The sequence below is a fragment of the Roseovarius sp. PS-C2 genome (assembly GCF_018862045.1).
Lineage (GTDB): Bacteria > Pseudomonadota > Alphaproteobacteria > Rhodobacterales > Rhodobacteraceae > Roseovarius.
Map to the genome: position 1 here is coordinate 69930 of NZ_JAHKSQ010000001.1, position 16114 is coordinate 86043.

Sequence of the window (16114 nt, forward strand, 5' to 3'; positions counted from 1 at the left end):
CCCGCGTCGGGGTTTTTCATTTGCGATACGCGAAAATACGCCATCAACCCCGGTTATACGCGCCACGAATGAACCCCAGATCAATGGCCAGATCCTCGATCCTGCCCCATTCCTTTCCTCATCGCAGGCCAGACCCGGCCCGTGACCGACCACATGACACAGGAAAGGACTTCACCATGACACGCATTATCGCACTGGCCCTCGCCATCACCGCAGGCACCATGGCCCAGGCCTCGGACGATTACATCAAGATCGACCCGGCCAAGACCCAGCAGATCGAGACGCTCCTCACCGAACAAGGCTACGATGTGCGCAAGATCGAAATGGATGACGGCCTGTACGAGGCCTACGCCCTCAAGGACGGGGCCCGCTACGAGATTTACCTCGACAGCAATCTGACCGTCGTAAAAACCGAGATTGATGACTGACCGGCCGGGGGCCGGCACACCCGGCCCCTTCCGCAACGGGAGAAACCCCATGCAGAATATCAAAATCTGGGACCCGTTCGTTCGCGTGTTCCACTGGTCGCTCGTAGTGGCATTCGCGGCCAACGCCCTGTTCGTCGACGACGACAGCAAACTACATGAATGGGTGGGGTATACCGTTATCGCACTGGTTCTTGCACGCATCCTTTGGGGCCTTGTCGGACCGCACAGCGCGCGCTTTGCCAGCTTCCTGCCCGGCCCCGCCGCTGTTGTCGACCAGATCACCGACATCGCCACCCGCCGCCGCCGCACCCATCTGGGGCACACACCGCTCGGCGCACTGATGATCGTCAATATTCTGGCCACGATGCTGGGGATCGGCGCGACGGGCTACATGATGACGACCAACGCCTTCTGGGGCGTCGACTGGGTCGAGGACGCCCACGAGGCACTGGTTGCTTGGGCCGAGATTTCCGTCGTGCTGCATATCGCTGCGGTGATCTGGGAAAGCTGGCGCACCGGCGTCAATTTGCCCCGTGCCATGGTGACAGGTACCAAACGCGTGCCCGATGACATAAATCTGGTCAAATGACACGCACCCCAACCGACCGGCCCGGCGCCCTGATCGCCCTGATTGCCATTCAGGCGCTCAGCGCCGGGTTCTTTCTGTGGGATGTTCTCGGGGATGCGATGCCCGAAGGGATGCGGGCGCTGGCCAACCTGCATATCGCGATCGAGGCCCTTGCCGCCTTCGGCCTGATCCTCGCCGTGATCTTCGAAACCCGCTACCTGATGCGCCTTCTGCGCCGCAAGGCCCATCTGGAACGGCAGGTCTCGATCGCCGCCGGGGCCTTTCACGACATCATGCAGGATCATTTTTCGACCTGGGGCCTGACCCCGGCCGAGGAAGACGTGGCCATGTTCACCATCAAGGGCTTTTCGATTGCCGAAATCGCGGACATGCGTGGATCGGCTCAGGGCACGGTCAAGTCGCAACTGAACGCGATCTACCGCAAGGCGGGCGTCAACGGGCGCGGCGGCTTGCTGGGGCTGCTGATCGACGGGCTGCTGGAGGCCCCGCTTGTTGTCCCGCGGGACGAGACCACGCAACAACCCGCGTGACTTGCGCTGCACGCTCTGGCATCTAGGACGCGAGAATGACCGCAAAGGACAGCCGCACCATGACGAACGCCACCTCTATCGGCCTTGGCCTCCTGATCGTGGCGGGGCTGACCGTGGACGCGACGATGTATGACTGGTCCGGCTCGCTGTTCCTGGCCCGCAAGCTGGCCGACCTGATTGAATGGCTGGCGTTCTGGCGCTGATCCCGCCACCTGCCCGACGCTTCTGTTGACCCATGCCTCGCTTTCCTCCTATACACGCGCCATGTGATTCATGTTAGCGCTAACAGGAATATTCAAGGGAGGGTCACCATGCCGATCAGACTGGCCATCAACGGATTTGGACGGATCGGGCGCAACGTTCTGCGCGCCATTGTGGAATCGGGACGCACCGACATCGAGGTGATCGCGATCAACGATCTGGCCCCGGTCGAAACCAACGCCCATCTCCTGGAATTCGACAGCGTACACGGGCGCTTTCCCGCGACGATCACGACCACCCCGGACAGTATCGACGTGGGCCGCGGCCCGATCCGGGTGACCGCCCTGCGCGATCCGGCCACCCTGCCCTGGGACGACGTGGATATCGCGCTGGAATGCACCGGCATCTTCACCGACCGCGACACCGCCGCCGCGCATCTGGAAAACGGGTCCAGCCGGGTTCTGGTATCCGCCCCCTCCAAGGGCGCGGATCGCACGGTGGTCTATGGCGTCAATCACGACACACTCACCGGCAACGACCTGATCGTCTCCAACGCCTCCTGCACCACCAACTGCCTCGCCCCGGTGGCCAAGGCCCTGCATGACGCCATCGGCATCACGCGCGGCTTCATGACCACGGTTCACAGTTACACGGGCGATCAGCCGACGCTGGATACCGCGCACAAGGATCTGTATCGCGCCCGCGCGGCGGCCCTCAACATGATCCCCACCTCCACCGGCGCGGCGCGCGCCGTGGGTCTGGTACTGCCCGAACTGGCAGGCAGGCTGGACGGCACCGCCATTCGGGTGCCCACCCCCAATGTCAGCGCCGTGGACCTGACATTCGAGGCCGCGCGCGAAACGAGCGCCGAGGAAATCAACACCGTCATCGCCCGCGCTGCCGCCGGGCCGCTGGCCGGCGTGCTGGACCTGACAGGCCGCGAGCTGGTGTCGTCGGATTTCAACCACAACCCGGCCAGTTCGATCTTTGCCACCGATCAGACCCGCGTGATGGACGGCACCATGTGCCGCGTTCTCAGCTGGTATGACAACGAATGGGGGTTTTCCAACCGCATGGCCGACACCGCCGCCGTTATGGGCACGCTATTGGCCAATGGCGGATCGGGCGGCGCCAAAACCTCGCGCGCCCCGGAATACGCCTGATCCGGCGCAGGACGGGCGGCACAGGCCGCCCAACCGCTTCGATTACCTGAATTTCGCCATCAACTGCGTTTGTACGGCGGGGGTTACGAACTTGCTGGAATCGCCCCCCAGACGGGCGATTTCCTTGACCAGCTTACTGGCAATCGCCTGATGGCTGGCATCGGCCATCAGGAACACCGTCTCGACGGAACTGTCCAGCGTCCGGTTCATCCCGACCATCTGGAATTCGTATTCGAAATCCGCCACCGCGCGCAGCCCGCGCAGGATCACCTGCGCGCCCACGTCATGAGCACAGTTGATCAACAGGTTCTCGAACGGATGAGCGACGATCTCGGTGCCGGTTTCCTCGGACAGTTTGGTGCATTCCGCCTCGATCATGGCGACGCGCTCTTCCAGCGAAAACAACGGCCCCTTGTCGCGGTTGATCGCCACCCCGATCACCAGCCGGTCCACCAGAGCGGCGGCCCGCCGAATAATGTCGATATGTCCCAGGGTGATCGGGTCGAAGGTGCCGGGGTACAATCCTATGCGCATGAGGCGGCTCCGTTATGTCGAACTGAAGGCACGCAACAATATTGCGCCCCGGATTGCAAGCCGTAGAAATACGTGGACGGTATTGCAAGCGCCTATGTCGCAGATCGCCGGGTCAGTGCCCCATGATCATGCCTTCCAGCGCGTCCTTTTCCATCGCCAGTTCCTGAAGCCGCGACTTGACCACGTCGCCGATGGTCACGATCCCGACCAGCTTGCCGTCCTCGACCACCGGCATGTGGCGAAAGCGCCCCTCGGTCATGCGCGTCAGCACCTGATCCGAACTGTCCTGCCGGGTGCAGCAGACCGGGTTGCGGGTCATCATCGCGTCCACGGTTTCCATCAGGCACCCGGTGCCCTTCAGCGCGAGGGCGCGCACGATGTCGCGCTCGGACAGGATGCCATCGGCGGTATCGCCTTCGCGCGACACGATCACCCCCCCGATCCGGCGCTCGGCCAGAATCTGCGCCGCGTCGGAAACCGATGTGCCGGGCTTGACCGTGATCACCCCATCGTCGCCCTTGGATTTCAGGATTTGCTGAACCAGCATACTCGGATCCTCCGCAAGAAAATGCCCATATCCTCAGCGTTTACGATCTGCGGCATTCTGTCAAGTCAGCGCCTCCAGTCGGGCCACCTCTGCGCGGGTCTCCTCGACCAGTGCGGCGGCAAAACGATTGAGCCGCTCCAGCCGCCGGTCATCGGCATGGCGCACAAGGTAGAAACTGCGCGTCAGGCTGAAATCGTCGGCCAATACCTTGCGCACCCCGCGAAACCACGGGATCGAAAAATCATGCACCACGCCGATCCCGCCCCCCTGCCGCACCCAGTTCACCTGCACGGAAACCGAATTGGACGCCAGATTGACCCGCTCCACCCCCGCTTCGCGCATGTAGTCCAGCTCCTTGTCGAAAATCATGTCCTGAATATAGCCCACCATGCGGTGACCATGCAGGTCTTCCCGCCGCTCGATGGGCGGATGCTGGCGCAGATAGGACCGGTGCGCCGCCAGATGCAGGTGATAATCGGTGATCTTCTGCACGCTCAGCCGCCCGGCGGTGGGCGGGCTGACCGCCACCACCATGTCGGCCTCGCGCCGGGTCAGGCTGAACAGGCGCGGCAGCGCCACGATCTGCACCTCGAGGTCCGGGTTAGAGCGCGCGATGCGCGCGCACACCTGCGGCAACACGAAATTCGCCGCCCCGTCCGGCGCGCCGATGCGGATTTGCCCCGTCAACCCGCCAGAGCGCCCGGCCATCTCTTCGGACACGCCCTCCACCGCCTGTTCCACCCGCACCGCATGGGTCATCAGGCGCTGGCCCGCATCGCTCAGCGCATAGCCGGTGGGCGATTTGGCGAACAGCGGCGCGCCCAGGTCGGTTTCCAGCCGGGCAATGCGCCGCCCCACCGTCGCCGGGTCGATCCGCAACACCCGCCCCGCGCCCGACAGGCTTTCGGCGCGGGCCACGGCCAGAAACACCCGAAGATCGTCCCACTGCATATCCATCGCCGCACCTTTGCATTTTTGCATGACCCTTTTGAAATATTGCCCCTTTTACAGCAATATTTGCAAGACTACACTCCGCCCGAACCTGAATGGAGGGAGGATTCTCATGAAAGAACTCACGCATTACATCGGCGGCGAACACGTCAAAGGCACGTCTGGCCGTTTCGCGGATGTCTTCAACCCCGCAACCGGCGAAGTGCAGGCGAAATGCCCGCTGGCCTCGACCGAAGAACTGAACAAGGCCGTCGAAGTGGCCGCCGCCGCGCAACCCGCGTGGGCCGCCACCAACCCTCAGCGTCGCGCACGGGTGATGATGAAGTTCGTCGCCCTTCTGAACCGCGACATGGACAAGCTGGCCGAAGCCCTGTCCGCCGAACACGGCAAGACCTTCCCCGACGCCAAGGGCGACGTTCAGCGCGGCCTGGAAGTGGTGGAATACTGCATCGGCGCGCCGCAACTGCTGAAAGGTGAATTCACCGACGGCGCAGGCCCGGGCATCGACATGTATTCGATGAAACAGCCGCTCGGCGTGTCGGCGGGCATCACGCCCTTCAACTTCCCGGCCATGATCCCGATGTGGATGTTCGCCCCGGCGCTGGCCTGCGGCAACGCCTTCATCCTCAAGCCGTCCGAGCGCGACCCCTCGGTGCCGCTGATGCTGGCCGAGCTGATGGAAGAGGCCGGTCTGCCCAAGGGCCTGCTGCAAGTCGTCAACGGTGACAAGGAAGCGGTGGACGCCATCCTCGACAACCCGGTGATCCAGTCCGTCGGCTTCGTCGGCTCGACCCCGATCGCCGAATATATCTATGGCCGCGGCTGCTCGAACGGCAAGCGCGTTCAGTGCTTCGGCGGGGCCAAGAACCACATGATCATCATGCCCGATGCCGACATGGATCAGGCCGCCGACGCGCTGGTCGGGGCCGGTTACGGCGCGGCGGGCGAACGCTGCATGGCGATCTCCGTGGCCGTGCCGGTGGGCGACGAAACCGCCGACCGCCTGATCGAGAAACTCGTGCCGCGCATCGAAAAGCTCAAGGTCGGCCCCTACACCGCGGGCGATGATGTGGATTACGGCCCTGTCGTGACCGGCGCCGCCAAGGAGAAAATCCTCGGGCTGGTGCAGTCGGGCATAGATCAGGGCGCGGAACTGGTCGTGGATGGCCGTGATTTCAAACTTCAGGGGTACGAAGACGGCTTCTTTGTCGGTCCCCACCTGTTCGACAAGGTGACCCCCGACATGGACATCTACAAACAGGAAATCTTCGGCCCGGTCCTTAGCACCGTGCGCGCGGCCTCCTACGAAGAGGCGGTCAGCCTGGCCATGAATCACGAGATGGGCAACGGCACCGCGATCTTCACCCGCGACGGCGACGCCGCCCGCGATTTCGCCAGCCGGATCAACATCGGCATGATCGGTGTCAACGTGCCGATCCCGGTGCCGCTGGCCTATCACACCTTCGGCGGCTGGAAGAAATCCATGTTCGGCGACCTGAACCAGCACGGCCCCGACGCCTTCAAATTCTACACCCGCACGAAAACGGTCACCTCGCGCTGGCCCTCGGGGATCAAGGAAGGCGGCGAATTCAACTTCAAGGCCATGGACTGATTTCAGCCCGCCCGGCAACAGAAAAGGCCCCGGAAATATCCGGGGCCTTTTTCAATGGTTATGCAACTAAGCTCAGGCCTTCTTGCGGCGGCGCAGCAAGGCCAGCGCGCCAAGACCGCCAAGCAGAAGCGGCGCCCCCGCAGGCAGCGGAACCACGCTGGGCTGGTATTGAACAGTGATCGACGTGATCTTGATGCCACTTTCGTGACGCACGGTTTTGTTCCTCCAGCCAAAGATTGTCCATTTCCGCACGGTTTCCTCGAACGTCCGCGTACCGATCGCATAAACGTTGTCCGGACCAGCCGGCGTAACGGCGCCATCACGGGTGTTGCCCAGCAGTTGGCCACCGGCGAACAGGTCGTAGTCGCCTGTACCGTCAGACCAGCCGATAGTTATATCGGTCAGGGTCACATCCCCATCGAAGGTGAACTTCATCGATTCGTCGTCACCTTTACTATCGATGGCATGATCATCAGAGGATCCGCATCCCCAAAACCAACCGCAAGACGTGGAGTTGTCGCTGATCAGCCCATAGCTGTTGGTATCCACATCGATGGCACTCCCCTGCACATATGAACTGCCGTTCAGGGAATAGTGAAATCCTTCGACCAACACACCAAAACCGGGATTTTCGTTCGAAGTGAAATACTGGGAGGTCTGGTTGTCTTCCCTGTCATCGAACGTAAACGTATAGGTCGCCGCCGATGCGACCGTACCGGAGACCGTCAACACAGTCGCGGCGATCAAAGCACTGGCGGCTTTCGTCACTCGCGTCTTCATCATTATCCGTTCCTCAAAATCAACGTTTCCAAAATCGCAAGGGACACAGAGAATCAACCTCCAAAACCCATTGCTCTACATTTTAGGCTACGGCAATTGAGGTGCGATTGCCAAGTTTTGAACACGATTGCGCCACACTTTTTCCAATTATTATCAACCTCTTCAATAACAGTTGCCCGTTTACAGCACTACTGTCGTCAGTTCGAGAACAATGCAAACGATCACCGCGTGCTTGTCAGCCACGGACTTGCCATGCTGAAGTGACGGCGTTGCAACCAAAACGGTGTGTCTCATGGCCCTGATCCATCCCGATTTCACCATCGGCATCGAGGAAGAATACCTTCTGGTCGACCGCGACAGCCTTGCGCTGGCCGACGCCCCCGAAGCCCTGATGGAGGACTGCAAGACGCAACTGCAGGATCAGGTCAGCCCCGAATTCCTCAACTGTCAGATCGAAATCGGCACCAAGGTCTGCCGCACCGTGGCCGAGGCCCGCGACGATCTCAAACGCCTGCGCTCCTGCGTGGCGGCCTGCGCGGCCCGGCACAACCTCGCCCCCATCGCCGCCTCGTGCCACCCGTTTGCCGACTGGCGCAACCAGACCCACACCAACAAGGATCGCTACAACATGCTGGCCGGGGATCTGGCGGGCGTGGTGCGGCGCATGCTGATCTGCGGCATGCATGTGCATGTGGGCATCGACCCGCCCGACCGGCGCGTCGATCTGATGAACCAGTTGTCCTATTTCCTGCCGCATCTTCTGGCGCTCAGCTGCTCCTCGCCCTTCTGGCAGGGGCAGGACACCGGGCTCAGCAGTTACCGGCTGACCGTGTTCGACAACCTGCCGCGCACCGGCCTGCCCCCGCGCATGGAAAGTTTCGGGGAATTCGAGCGCTCGGTTCAGGCGCTGGTTGATCTGGGCGTGATCGAGGACAGCTCGAAAATCTGGTGGGATCTGCGCCCCAGCCACCAGTTCCCCACGCTTGAATCGCGCATCTGCGATGTGCAGCCCCGGCTGGAACATGCCCTGACCCTGGCCGCGATCACGCAGGCCTTGGCCCGGATGCTGTGGCGGCTGGCGGTCAGAAACCAGCGCTGGCGCATCTATGATCGCTTCCTTCTGGCCGAAAACCGCTGGCGGGCGCAGCGCTATGGCGTGCGCGAAGGCCTGATCGACTTCGGCCTTGGCGAAATCACCCCGATGGGCGATCTGGTCGAGGAACTGATCGAATTGCTGACCGAGGACGCCGCGTTTTTCGAATCCGTCGCCGAAATCGAAGGCGCGCGCGACATGCTGCGCTCGGGCACCAGTTCGGGGCGTCAGCGTCAGGTCTATTCCGACGCCCTGCACGCCCAGGACGATCACGACCACGCGCTTCAGGCCGTGGTGCGCCATCTGATCGAGGAATTCCACGCCGATCTGTAGCGCGAACACGCAAAACTGCCGCTCCTCGCCCGGTGCAAAAGACCGACGCAAAACCGACAGGTTACCGACACGACACCGAGGCCGGTTTTCCCTGTTAAAAAAGGCCTCCAAGTCTTGCGATTGCCTGCAATACTCCTGTAAGGATTGGTAATTAAACACGCGTTCAATTCAATTCGGGAGGAGGAGGCCGCGTCATGGATTTTGCCCTGACAGAGGAACAAACCGCCATATTCGACATGGCTCATGCCTTCGGGCAGGACAACATCGCACCCCATGCCAAACAATGGGAAAGCGACGGCACCATCCCGAAAGAGCTGTGGCCGCAAATCGCCGAACTCGGGTTCGGCGGGCTCTATGTCAGCGAAGAGGGCGGCGGGTCCGGCCTGACACGTCTGGATGCGACGCTTGTTTTCGAAGCCCTGTCAATGGCTTGCCCCTCGGTTGCCGCCTTCCTGTCGATCCACAACATGTGCGCCAAGATGATCGACACCTTCGCCAGCGACGACATGAAGGCGCGCGTCATGCCCGGCGTCCTGTCGATGGACACGGTTCTGTCCTACTGCCTGACCGAACCCGGTTCAGGCTCGGACGCCGCCGCGCTGAAAACCCGCGCCGAACGCACCAACGAAGGCTACACCCTGAACGGCACCAAGGCGTTCATCTCGGGCGGCGGATATTCCGATGCCTACGTGGTCATGGTCCGCACTGGCGAAGATGGCCCCAAAGGCATCTCGACCGTCTATGTCGAAGACGGCACCGAGGGCCTCAGCTTTGGCGCTCTCGAGGATAAAATGGGCTGGCGCAGCCAACCCACGGCGCAGGTGCAGTTCGACAATTGCAACATTTCTGCCGACAACCTCGTGGGCGAAGAGAGCAAAGGGTTCACATATGCCATGGCCGGTCTCGATGGCGGGCGGCTGAACATCTCCGCCTGCTCGCTCGGTGCGGCGCAACAGGCGCTGAACCTGACCCTGCAATACATGTCCGAGCGCAAGGCCTTCGGCAAGTCCATCGACCAGTTCCAGGCGCTGCAATTCCGCCTCGCCGATCTGGAGATCGAACTTCAGGCCGCGCGCACCTTCCTGCGGCAGGCCGCGTGGAAACTGGACACCGGCGCCCCCGACGCCACCAAGTTCTGCGCCATGGCCAAGAAGTTCGTCACCGAAACCGGCAGCCATGTCGTCAATCAATGCCTTCAACTTCACGGCGGCTATGGCTACCTTGCCGATTACGGGATCGAGAAATTGGTGCGTGACCTGCGCGTGCACGAGATCCTTGAAGGGACCAACGAAATCATGCGCCTGATCGTGGCGCGTCAAATGCTGGCCGACAGATGAGCGACGAAATCAATATCCGCAAAGAGCGGCGCGCGGGCCGGATCACCCTGACCCGCCCCAAGGCCCTGAACGCGCTCAGCTATGACATGTGCCTCGCGATGGAGGACGCTCTGGATGCCTGGGCGGCAGATGACAGCGTCAATCTGGTCATTGTCGATGCCGAAGGTGACAAGGCGTTCTGCGCGGGTGGCGACATCCAGAAACTCTATGACACGGGCCGCGCGGGCGATTTCGCCTTTGGCCGCAGGTTCTGGCGCGACGAATACCGCCTGAACGCGAAGATCGCCGAATATCCCAAGCCCTACATCGCCTTCATGCAGGGCTTCACCATGGGTGGCGGTGTGGGCATTGCCTGCCACGGCAGTCACCGCATTGTCTGCGACAGCAGCCAGATCGCCATGCCCGAATGCGGTATCGGTCTGGTGCCGGATGTGGGCGGGTCGCTTTTGCTGGCAAATGCACCGGGCCGGTTGGGCGAATACCTTGGCATGACCGGCACCCGCATGGGCCCCGGCGATGCAATCCATGCAGGGTTTGCCGATCATTACCTGCCGGCATCCGGGTGGGACGCCCTCAAGGCCGAACTCATCGAAACCGGCGACGCCACGTTGATCGAACGCGCCGCCTCGCCCGCGCCCGCCAGCCCGCTTGCGGCAACGCAGGCCGAGGTCGACACGCTGTTCACTGCCGAGACCCTGCCAGACCTCCTCGAGGCGCTCGAATCCGACGACACAGAGATCGCGCAAAGCACGCTGAAGAAACTGTCGCGCAATTCGCCCCTGTCGCTGGCCTGCACTCTCGACATGATCCACCGCCTGCGCGCAACGCCCTCCGCCGATATCCGGCACGCGCTGGACCTCGAATACCGTTTCACGCACCGCGCAATGGAACACAGCGACATTCTGGAAGGCATCCGCGCCCAGATCATCGACAAGGACCGTCAGCCGAACTGGCAGCACGATCCGACCACCCTGCCCGACACGGCGGTCAGCGACATGCTGGCCCCTCTGGGACAAGACGCTCTGACATTCGACAAGGAAGGATAGGCCATGAAAATCGGATTTATCGGACTGGGCAACATGGGCGGGCCGATGGCCGCCAATCTGGCCAAGGCCGGCCATGACGTTACCGGGTTCGACGCCGCCGGCGTCACCATCGAGGGCGTCACCCCCGCCGCCAGCGCCGAAGAGGCCGTCAAAGGCGCGCAGGTGGCGATCACCATGCTGCCCAACGGCAAGATCCTGCGCAGCGTGGCCGATCAGATCATCCCGGCGATGGACAAGGGCGCGGTGTTTCTGGACTGCTCGACCGTCGATGTCGACAGCGCCCGCGCCGTGGCCGAACAGGCGCAGGCGGCTGGTCTTTCGGCGCTGGACGCCCCCGTTTCGGGCGGTGTCGGCGGCGCACAGGGCGGCACGCTGACCTTCATGGTCGGTGGCGACGAAGACGGGTTCAACACCGCAAAGGAACTCTTTGATATCATGGGACAAAAGGCCGTCCACTGTGGCCCTTCGGGCAACGGCCAGGCCGCCAAGATCTGCAACAACATGATCCTCGGCGCCACGATGATCGTCACCTGCGAGGCCTTCGCCCTGGCCGACAAGCTGGGTCTGGACCGGCAGGCGATGTTCGACGTGGTCAGCACCTCGTCGGGGCAATCCTGGTCGATGAACACCTATTGCCCCGCCCCCGGTGTCGGCCCAAGCAGCCCCTCCGACAACGATTACAAGCCCGGTTTCGCCGCCGAACTGATGCTCAAGGACCTGCGTCTCGCACAAGAGGCCGCAAGCTCGGCAGATGCGGATACCCCCATCGGCGAAGCGGCGATGAAGCTCTATGCGCAGTTCGTCGAAGACGAAGACGGGCTTGGTCGCGACTTCAGCGCCATGTTGCCCCGCTTCGAGAAGCGCACGCGAAATTGATCTGAATCATATTCTCAAATCCCGATTTATCGTTAAGCTGTCCGGCAGATAAACCTTTTCGGGAGTAAACCGATGTTTACAAAGAATATGGGCAAAACAGATCGCACAATTCGCGCGATCGTGGGCGTTGTCTTGCTGTTCCTCGCCCTGGCCTCGATGTCGGGGGGCTGGGCTTGGGTTGCCGGGATCGTCGGCGCGGTCCTTCTGGCCACCGCCGCAATGGGCACCTGCCCGCCCTATGCGCTTCTGGGGATCAACACCTGCAAGAAAGAGTCCTGAGACTCGTCAACTCACGAACCGACCTCACAAGGCCGCCCCATCCGGGCGGCCTTGATCGTTTCACCCCCCAAGAGGGAAAACAGCAGAACTCCGCCCAACTCCTGCGCCTGCCCTTGAATACCCTGCGCCACCAGCCCATTCTTTAACCCAAGAACAGGAGGCAACCATGCGCAAAACAACGCTTTTTCTGGCCATGATGGCAACCGGCCTGACCGTGACCACCGCACAGGCCGATCAGCCGGGGCGCAACGGCTGCCCGCCGGGGCTCGCCAAGAAACACAATGGCTGCCTGCCACCCGGCATCGCCAAGAAACGCTATGGCCGCGGCGATTACATCAACGATGGGTATGTGGTGGTCCGCCATCCGGGCCGCTACGGGCTGGACCCCGACCAGACATATTACCGCGTGGGCGATTACATCTATCGCGTCGATCGCGACACGCGCGAGGTGCTGGACCTGATCGGCGCCGTCGCACGGGTTCTGGACTGATTCAATCCGTCAGTTCCAGACCAAGGTGGTCGATCAGTGACGCGCAATAGCCGATCCAGTCACGGTAGTCCTGTGTCATGATATAGCGCGCGCCCTTCGCATCCCATTTTTCCGCCTTGGCACCCGCCAGATCGGCGACATACCGTTCCGCGTCATCCCGCCCTTCCTGATGCGCGCGGGACTGCGCGGCGATCAGCAACTTGTCCTTCGCCCGATCCAGCGCATAGCCCTTGCCGTGGTTCGCCCTCGCCGGCTCGGCCCGGTTCGTGATCATGAACAGCATGGCACAATCGACCAGACTTTCACTGATCGGCTGCCCCGCCTGCAAAGGCGTTGCGGCCAAAGCCAGGGCCAGCACCACAGGTAAACGCATGAGACCCTCCTGACGGTCGATCCCGATACGCTTACCCGGTCATTTCGGCCATTTCAGGGCGGTTATTCGGCAGCCACCCTGCGCGCGGTCAGCATCTCTTTCAGATAACGCCCGGTATGGCTGCGCTCGACCCCGGCCACCTCTTCGGGCGTGCCTTCGGCCACGATCTCGCCACCGCCATCGCCCCCCTCGGGGCCGATGTCGATGATATGATCGGCGGTTTTCACCACATCCAGATTGTGCTCGATCACCACCACCGTGTTCCCGGCGTCGACCAGCTCGTGCAGCACCTCCAGCAGCTTCTTCACATCCTCGAAATGCAGCCCCGTCGTCGGCTCGTCGAGAATATAGAGCGTCCGCCCCGTGGATCGTTTCGCCAGTTCCTTGGACAGTTTCACGCGCTGCGCCTCGCCGCCCGAAAGCGTGGTCGCCTGCTGGCCCACCTTGATATATCCCAGACCGACACGCGCCAGCGCATCCATCTTGTCGCGGATACTGGGCACCGCCTTGAAGAACTCCTGCGCATCTTCCACCGTCATGTCCAGCACATCGGCGATGCTCTTGCCCTTCCACCGGATTTCCAGCGTCTCGCGGTTGTAGCGCGCGCCGTTGCAGGTTTCGCAGGTGACATAGACATCGGGCAGGAAATGCATCTCGATCTTGATCACCCCGTCGCCCTGACAGGCCTCACAGCGCCCGCCCTTGACGTTGAAGGAGAACCGCCCCGGCTTGTAGCCCCGCGCCTGTGCCTCGGGCAGCCCGGCAAACCAGTCGCGGATCGGGGTGAACGCCCCGGTATAGGTGGCCGGGTTCGAGCGCGGCGTGCGCCCGATGGGCCGCTGGTCGATGTCGATCACCTTGTCCAGATGTTCCAGCCCCTTGATCGTCTCGCAAGGCGCGGGTGTCTGGCGCGCCCCGTTCAGGCGCATACTGGCGGTCTTGAACAGGGTTTCGATGGTCAGCGTGGATTTCCCCCCACCCGACACGCCGGTGACACAGACGAATTTGCCCAAGGGAAATTTCGCCGTCACGTTTTTCAGGTTGTTGCCCGTCGCCTTGACCACACTCAGCATTTTGCCATTGCCCTTGCGCCGCTCAAGCGGAATGGCGATCTCACGCGCCCCCGACAGGTACTGCCCGGTGATCGAGGCCGCATCGGCCGTGATCTCCTCGGGCGTGCCGCGGCTTACCACCTGCCCGCCATGCACACCGGCACCGGGGCCGATGTCATAGACATAATCGGCGGTGCGGATCGCCTCCTCGTCATGTTCGACCACGATCACCGTATTGCCCTGATCCCGCAGGTTTTGCAGCGTCTGCAACAGGCGGCCATTGTCGCGCTGATGCAGCCCGATGCTTGGCTCGTCCAGCACATAGAGAACCCCGGTCAGCCCGCTGCCGATCTGGCTGGCCAGCCGGATACGCTGGCTCTCCCCGCCCGACAACGTCCCGGCGTTGCGGCTCAGCGTCAGGTATTCCAGCCCAACATTGTTCAGAAAGCCCAACCGTTCGCGGATTTCCTTGAGGATCGCGCGGGCGATCTCGTTCTTCTGCGCCGTCAATACCTCGGGCACCCCCGCGCACCAATCATATGCCTCGCGGATCGACATCTGCACCACCTGCCCGATATGCAGACGCTCGTCCTGCCCGCCTCCGGCAGGACCGATCTTGACCGCCAACGCCTCCTGCCGCAGGCGATACCCCTCGCAACTGCCGCAAGACCGGTTGTTCTGATAGCGTTCGAACTCCTCGCGAATCCAGTTGCTGTCCGTCTCGCGATAGCGCCGCTCCATGTTGGGGATCACCCCCTCGAAGCTGCGCGTCACCTGATAGACGCGCCCGCCCTCGTCATAGCGAAACGGGATTTCCTCGTCGCCCGACCCGTACAGGAACACCTGCTGCACATGTTTCGGCAGGTCCTTCCACGGGGCGTTCCGGTCGAACTCGTAATGTTTGGCCAGCGCCTCGATGGTTTGCAGGAAATAAGGGGATTTGCCCTTGCGCCACGGGGCAATCGCCCCGTCACTGATCTTCAGGGTCGCATCCGGCACCACCAGCCGTTCGTCGAAAAACAGCTCGGCCCCCAACCCGTCGCAATCCGGGCAGGCCCCGAACGGCGCGTTGAAGGAAAACAGCCGCGGCTCGATCTCGGGGATGGTGAACCCGCTGACCGGGCAGGCGAAATTCTCGGAAAAGGTGATCCGCTCCGGCTCACCCTCCTTCGGCGCGGTTTCCAGAACGGCAATCCCATCGGCCAGATCCAGCGCCGTGCGGAAACTGTCCGCCAGCCGTGTCTCGATCCCCTCTTTCACCACGAGGCGATCCACCACCACGTCGATGTCATGGCGGTATTTCTTGTCCAGCTTGGGCGGATCGTCCAGATCGTGAAACGCCCCGTCCACCTTGACCCGCTGGAACCCCTGCTTGCGAAGCTCCAGCATCTCCTTGCGGTATTCGCCCTTGCGGTCGCGCACGATGGGCGCCAGCAGATAGGCGCGCGTGCCCTCATCCATGGCCATCACCCGGTCGGCCATGTCCTGCACCTGCTGCGCCTCGATGGGCAGGCCGGTGGCGGGCGAATAGGGCGTGCCGACACGGGCAAAGAGCAGCCGCATATAGTCGTAAATCTCGGTCACCGTGCCGACGGTCGAACGCGGGTTCTTGCTGGTGGTTTTCTGCTCGATGGAAATCGCCGGACTCAACCCGCTGATATGGTCCACATCCGGCTTTTCCATCATGTCCAGAAACTGGCGCGCATAGGCCGACAGGCTCTCGACATAGCGCCGCTGCCCCTCGGCATAGATCGTATCGAAAGCCAGCGACGACTTCCCCGAGCCGCTCAGCCCGGTGATCACCACCAGCTCGTTGCGCGGAATATCCACGTCAATGTTCTTGAGATTATGCTCGCGCGCGCCGCGCACCTCGATATGCTTCAGCTCAGCCATCAGGACC

General features: G+C 62.3%; 18 protein-coding genes. 12 read left to right on the forward strand and 6 right to left on the reverse strand.

Annotated elements, in window-relative coordinates; all coding sequences use genetic code 11:
• Nucleotides 1–176 precede the first annotated feature (176 nt).
• From KPG71_RS00340 to gap, 5 genes are all read left to right on the forward strand, one after another.
• Nucleotides 177–428, forward strand: coding sequence for a PepSY domain-containing protein (locus KPG71_RS00340; protein ID WP_216335912.1), 252 nt, complete (start codon nt 177–179; stop codon nt 426–428).
• Between the two features lie 49 nt (nt 429–477).
• Entirely contained in the window at nt 478–1017 is a 540-nt protein-coding gene (locus KPG71_RS00345; protein WP_216335913.1) for a cytochrome b/b6 domain-containing protein, read from the forward strand.
• Nucleotides 1014–1547: a helix-turn-helix transcriptional regulator gene (locus KPG71_RS00350; protein ID WP_216335914.1), complete on the forward strand. Its 534-nt coding sequence runs from the start codon at nt 1014–1016 to the stop codon at nt 1545–1547. The genes KPG71_RS00345 and KPG71_RS00350 overlap by 4 nt, the downstream gene beginning before the upstream one ends.
• Nucleotides 1548–1582: 35 nt before the next feature.
• A complete protein-coding gene (locus KPG71_RS00355) occupies nt 1583–1750 on the forward strand; it encodes a hypothetical protein (protein ID WP_216336726.1) in 168 nt (55 codons plus the stop codon).
• Between the two features lie 108 nt (nt 1751–1858).
• Nucleotides 1859–2911 carry a type I glyceraldehyde-3-phosphate dehydrogenase gene (gene gap, locus KPG71_RS00360; protein ID WP_216335915.1) on the forward strand — a complete coding sequence of 351 codons (1053 nt, stop codon included), beginning with the start codon at nt 1859–1861 and terminating at the stop codon, nt 2909–2911.
• 42 nt (nt 2912–2953) lie between these two features.
• Here gap and coaD read toward each other — a convergent pair whose 3' ends face one another.
• From coaD to KPG71_RS00375, 3 genes are all read right to left on the reverse strand, one after another.
• A complete protein-coding gene (gene coaD, locus KPG71_RS00365) occupies nt 2954–3445 on the reverse strand; it encodes a pantetheine-phosphate adenylyltransferase (RefSeq protein ID WP_216335916.1) in 492 nt (163 codons plus the stop codon).
• 112 nt (nt 3446–3557) lie between these two features.
• The gene (locus KPG71_RS00370; protein ID WP_216335917.1) at nt 3558–3992 is read right to left on the reverse strand and encodes a CBS domain-containing protein; all 435 of its coding nucleotides are present in this window, start codon (nt 3990–3992) and stop codon (nt 3558–3560) included.
• 60 nt (nt 3993–4052) lie between these two features.
• Complete coding sequence (locus KPG71_RS00375; RefSeq protein ID WP_216336679.1) at nt 4053–4949, reverse strand: LysR family transcriptional regulator; 897 nt, start codon at nt 4947–4949, stop codon at nt 4053–4055.
• Nucleotides 4950–5055: 106 nt separating this feature from the next.
• On the opposite strand from KPG71_RS00375, the gene KPG71_RS00380 reads away from it, so the two are divergent.
• Nucleotides 5056–6555 carry a CoA-acylating methylmalonate-semialdehyde dehydrogenase gene (locus tag KPG71_RS00380; RefSeq protein ID WP_216335918.1) on the forward strand — a complete coding sequence of 500 codons (1500 nt, stop codon included), beginning with the start codon at nt 5056–5058 and terminating at the stop codon, nt 6553–6555.
• A 72-nt stretch (nt 6556–6627) separates the two neighbouring features.
• Here KPG71_RS00380 and KPG71_RS00385 read toward each other — a convergent pair whose 3' ends face one another.
• On the reverse strand, nt 6628–7338 hold the full coding sequence (locus KPG71_RS00385) for a VPLPA-CTERM sorting domain-containing protein (RefSeq protein WP_216335919.1): 711 nt from the start codon (nt 7336–7338) through the stop codon (nt 6628–6630).
• 289 nt (nt 7339–7627) lie between these two features.
• On the opposite strand from KPG71_RS00385, the gene KPG71_RS00390 reads away from it, so the two are divergent.
• From KPG71_RS00390 to KPG71_RS00415, 6 genes are all read left to right on the forward strand, one after another.
• A complete protein-coding gene (locus tag KPG71_RS00390; RefSeq protein WP_216335920.1) occupies nt 7628–8761 on the forward strand; it encodes a carboxylate-amine ligase in 1134 nt (377 codons plus the stop codon).
• 194 nt (nt 8762–8955) lie between these two features.
• Nucleotides 8956–10098 (forward strand): acyl-CoA dehydrogenase family protein, encoded by a 1143-nt coding sequence (locus tag KPG71_RS00395; RefSeq protein WP_216335921.1) that lies wholly within the window; start codon nt 8956–8958, stop codon nt 10096–10098.
• Entirely contained in the window at nt 10095–11144 is a 1050-nt protein-coding gene (locus KPG71_RS00400; protein ID WP_216335923.1) for an enoyl-CoA hydratase/isomerase family protein, read from the forward strand. The genes KPG71_RS00395 and KPG71_RS00400 overlap by 4 nt, the downstream gene beginning before the upstream one ends.
• A gap of 3 nt (nt 11145–11147) precedes the next feature.
• On the forward strand, nt 11148–12020 hold the full coding sequence (gene mmsB / locus KPG71_RS00405) for a 3-hydroxyisobutyrate dehydrogenase (protein WP_216335925.1): 873 nt from the start codon (nt 11148–11150) through the stop codon (nt 12018–12020).
• A gap of 72 nt (nt 12021–12092) precedes the next feature.
• On the forward strand, nt 12093–12299 hold the full coding sequence (locus tag KPG71_RS00410; RefSeq protein WP_216335927.1) for a DUF2892 domain-containing protein: 207 nt from the start codon (nt 12093–12095) through the stop codon (nt 12297–12299).
• A gap of 166 nt (nt 12300–12465) precedes the next feature.
• Nucleotides 12466–12789 carry an excinuclease ABC subunit A gene (locus tag KPG71_RS00415; protein WP_253195991.1) on the forward strand — a complete coding sequence of 108 codons (324 nt, stop codon included), beginning with the start codon at nt 12466–12468 and terminating at the stop codon, nt 12787–12789.
• 1 nt (nt 12790) lies between these two features.
• Here the strand turns inward: KPG71_RS00415 and KPG71_RS00420 are convergent, their stop codons facing one another.
• Together KPG71_RS00420 and uvrA are read right to left on the reverse strand one after the other, a co-directional pair.
• Nucleotides 12791–13162, reverse strand: a complete 372-nt coding sequence (locus tag KPG71_RS00420) for a hypothetical protein (protein ID WP_216335929.1) — start codon at nt 13160–13162, stop codon at nt 12791–12793.
• A 62-nt stretch (nt 13163–13224) separates the two neighbouring features.
• Nucleotides 13225–16107, reverse strand: a complete 2883-nt coding sequence (gene uvrA / locus KPG71_RS00425) for an excinuclease ABC subunit UvrA (RefSeq protein ID WP_216335931.1) — start codon at nt 16105–16107, stop codon at nt 13225–13227.
• Nucleotides 16108–16114: the final 7 nt, after the last annotated feature.

What these genes read in the sequence shown, in the direction of transcription:
- KPG71_RS00340 (WP_216335912.1), top strand. Translation starts at nt 177, where the DNA reads ATGACACGCATTATCGCACTGGCCCTCGCCATCACCGCAGGCACCATG.
- KPG71_RS00345 (WP_216335913.1), top strand. Translation starts at nt 478, where the DNA reads ATGCAGAATATCAAAATCTGGGACCCGTTCGTTCGCGTGTTCCACTGG.
- KPG71_RS00350 (WP_216335914.1), top strand. Translation starts at nt 1,014, where the DNA reads ATGACACGCACCCCAACCGACCGGCCCGGCGCCCTGATCGCCCTGATT.
- KPG71_RS00355 (WP_216336726.1), top strand. Translation starts at nt 1,583, where the DNA reads ATGACCGCAAAGGACAGCCGCACCATGACGAACGCCACCTCTATCGGC.
- gap (WP_216335915.1), top strand. Translation starts at nt 1,859, where the DNA reads ATGCCGATCAGACTGGCCATCAACGGATTTGGACGGATCGGGCGCAAC.
- coaD (WP_216335916.1), bottom strand. Translation starts at nt 3,445, where the DNA reads ATGCGCATAGGATTGTACCCCGGCACCTTCGACCCGATCACCCTGGGA.
- KPG71_RS00370 (WP_216335917.1), bottom strand. Translation starts at nt 3,992, where the DNA reads ATGCTGGTTCAGCAAATCCTGAAATCCAAGGGCGACGATGGGGTGATC.
- KPG71_RS00375 (WP_216336679.1), bottom strand. Translation starts at nt 4,949, where the DNA reads ATGGATATGCAGTGGGACGATCTTCGGGTGTTTCTGGCCGTGGCCCGC.
- KPG71_RS00380 (WP_216335918.1), top strand. Translation starts at nt 5,056, where the DNA reads ATGAAAGAACTCACGCATTACATCGGCGGCGAACACGTCAAAGGCACG.
- KPG71_RS00385 (WP_216335919.1), bottom strand. Translation starts at nt 7,338, where the DNA reads ATGATGAAGACGCGAGTGACGAAAGCCGCCAGTGCTTTGATCGCCGCG.
- KPG71_RS00390 (WP_216335920.1), top strand. Translation starts at nt 7,628, where the DNA reads ATGGCCCTGATCCATCCCGATTTCACCATCGGCATCGAGGAAGAATAC.
- KPG71_RS00395 (WP_216335921.1), top strand. Translation starts at nt 8,956, where the DNA reads ATGGATTTTGCCCTGACAGAGGAACAAACCGCCATATTCGACATGGCT.
- KPG71_RS00400 (WP_216335923.1), top strand. Translation starts at nt 10,095, where the DNA reads ATGAGCGACGAAATCAATATCCGCAAAGAGCGGCGCGCGGGCCGGATC.
- mmsB (WP_216335925.1), top strand. Translation starts at nt 11,148, where the DNA reads ATGAAAATCGGATTTATCGGACTGGGCAACATGGGCGGGCCGATGGCC.
- KPG71_RS00410 (WP_216335927.1), top strand. Translation starts at nt 12,093, where the DNA reads ATGTTTACAAAGAATATGGGCAAAACAGATCGCACAATTCGCGCGATC.
- KPG71_RS00415 (WP_253195991.1), top strand. Translation starts at nt 12,466, where the DNA reads ATGCGCAAAACAACGCTTTTTCTGGCCATGATGGCAACCGGCCTGACC.
- KPG71_RS00420 (WP_216335929.1), bottom strand. Translation starts at nt 13,162, where the DNA reads ATGCGTTTACCTGTGGTGCTGGCCCTGGCTTTGGCCGCAACGCCTTTG.
- uvrA (WP_216335931.1), bottom strand. Translation starts at nt 16,107, where the DNA reads ATGGCTGAGCTGAAGCATATCGAGGTGCGCGGCGCGCGCGAGCATAAT.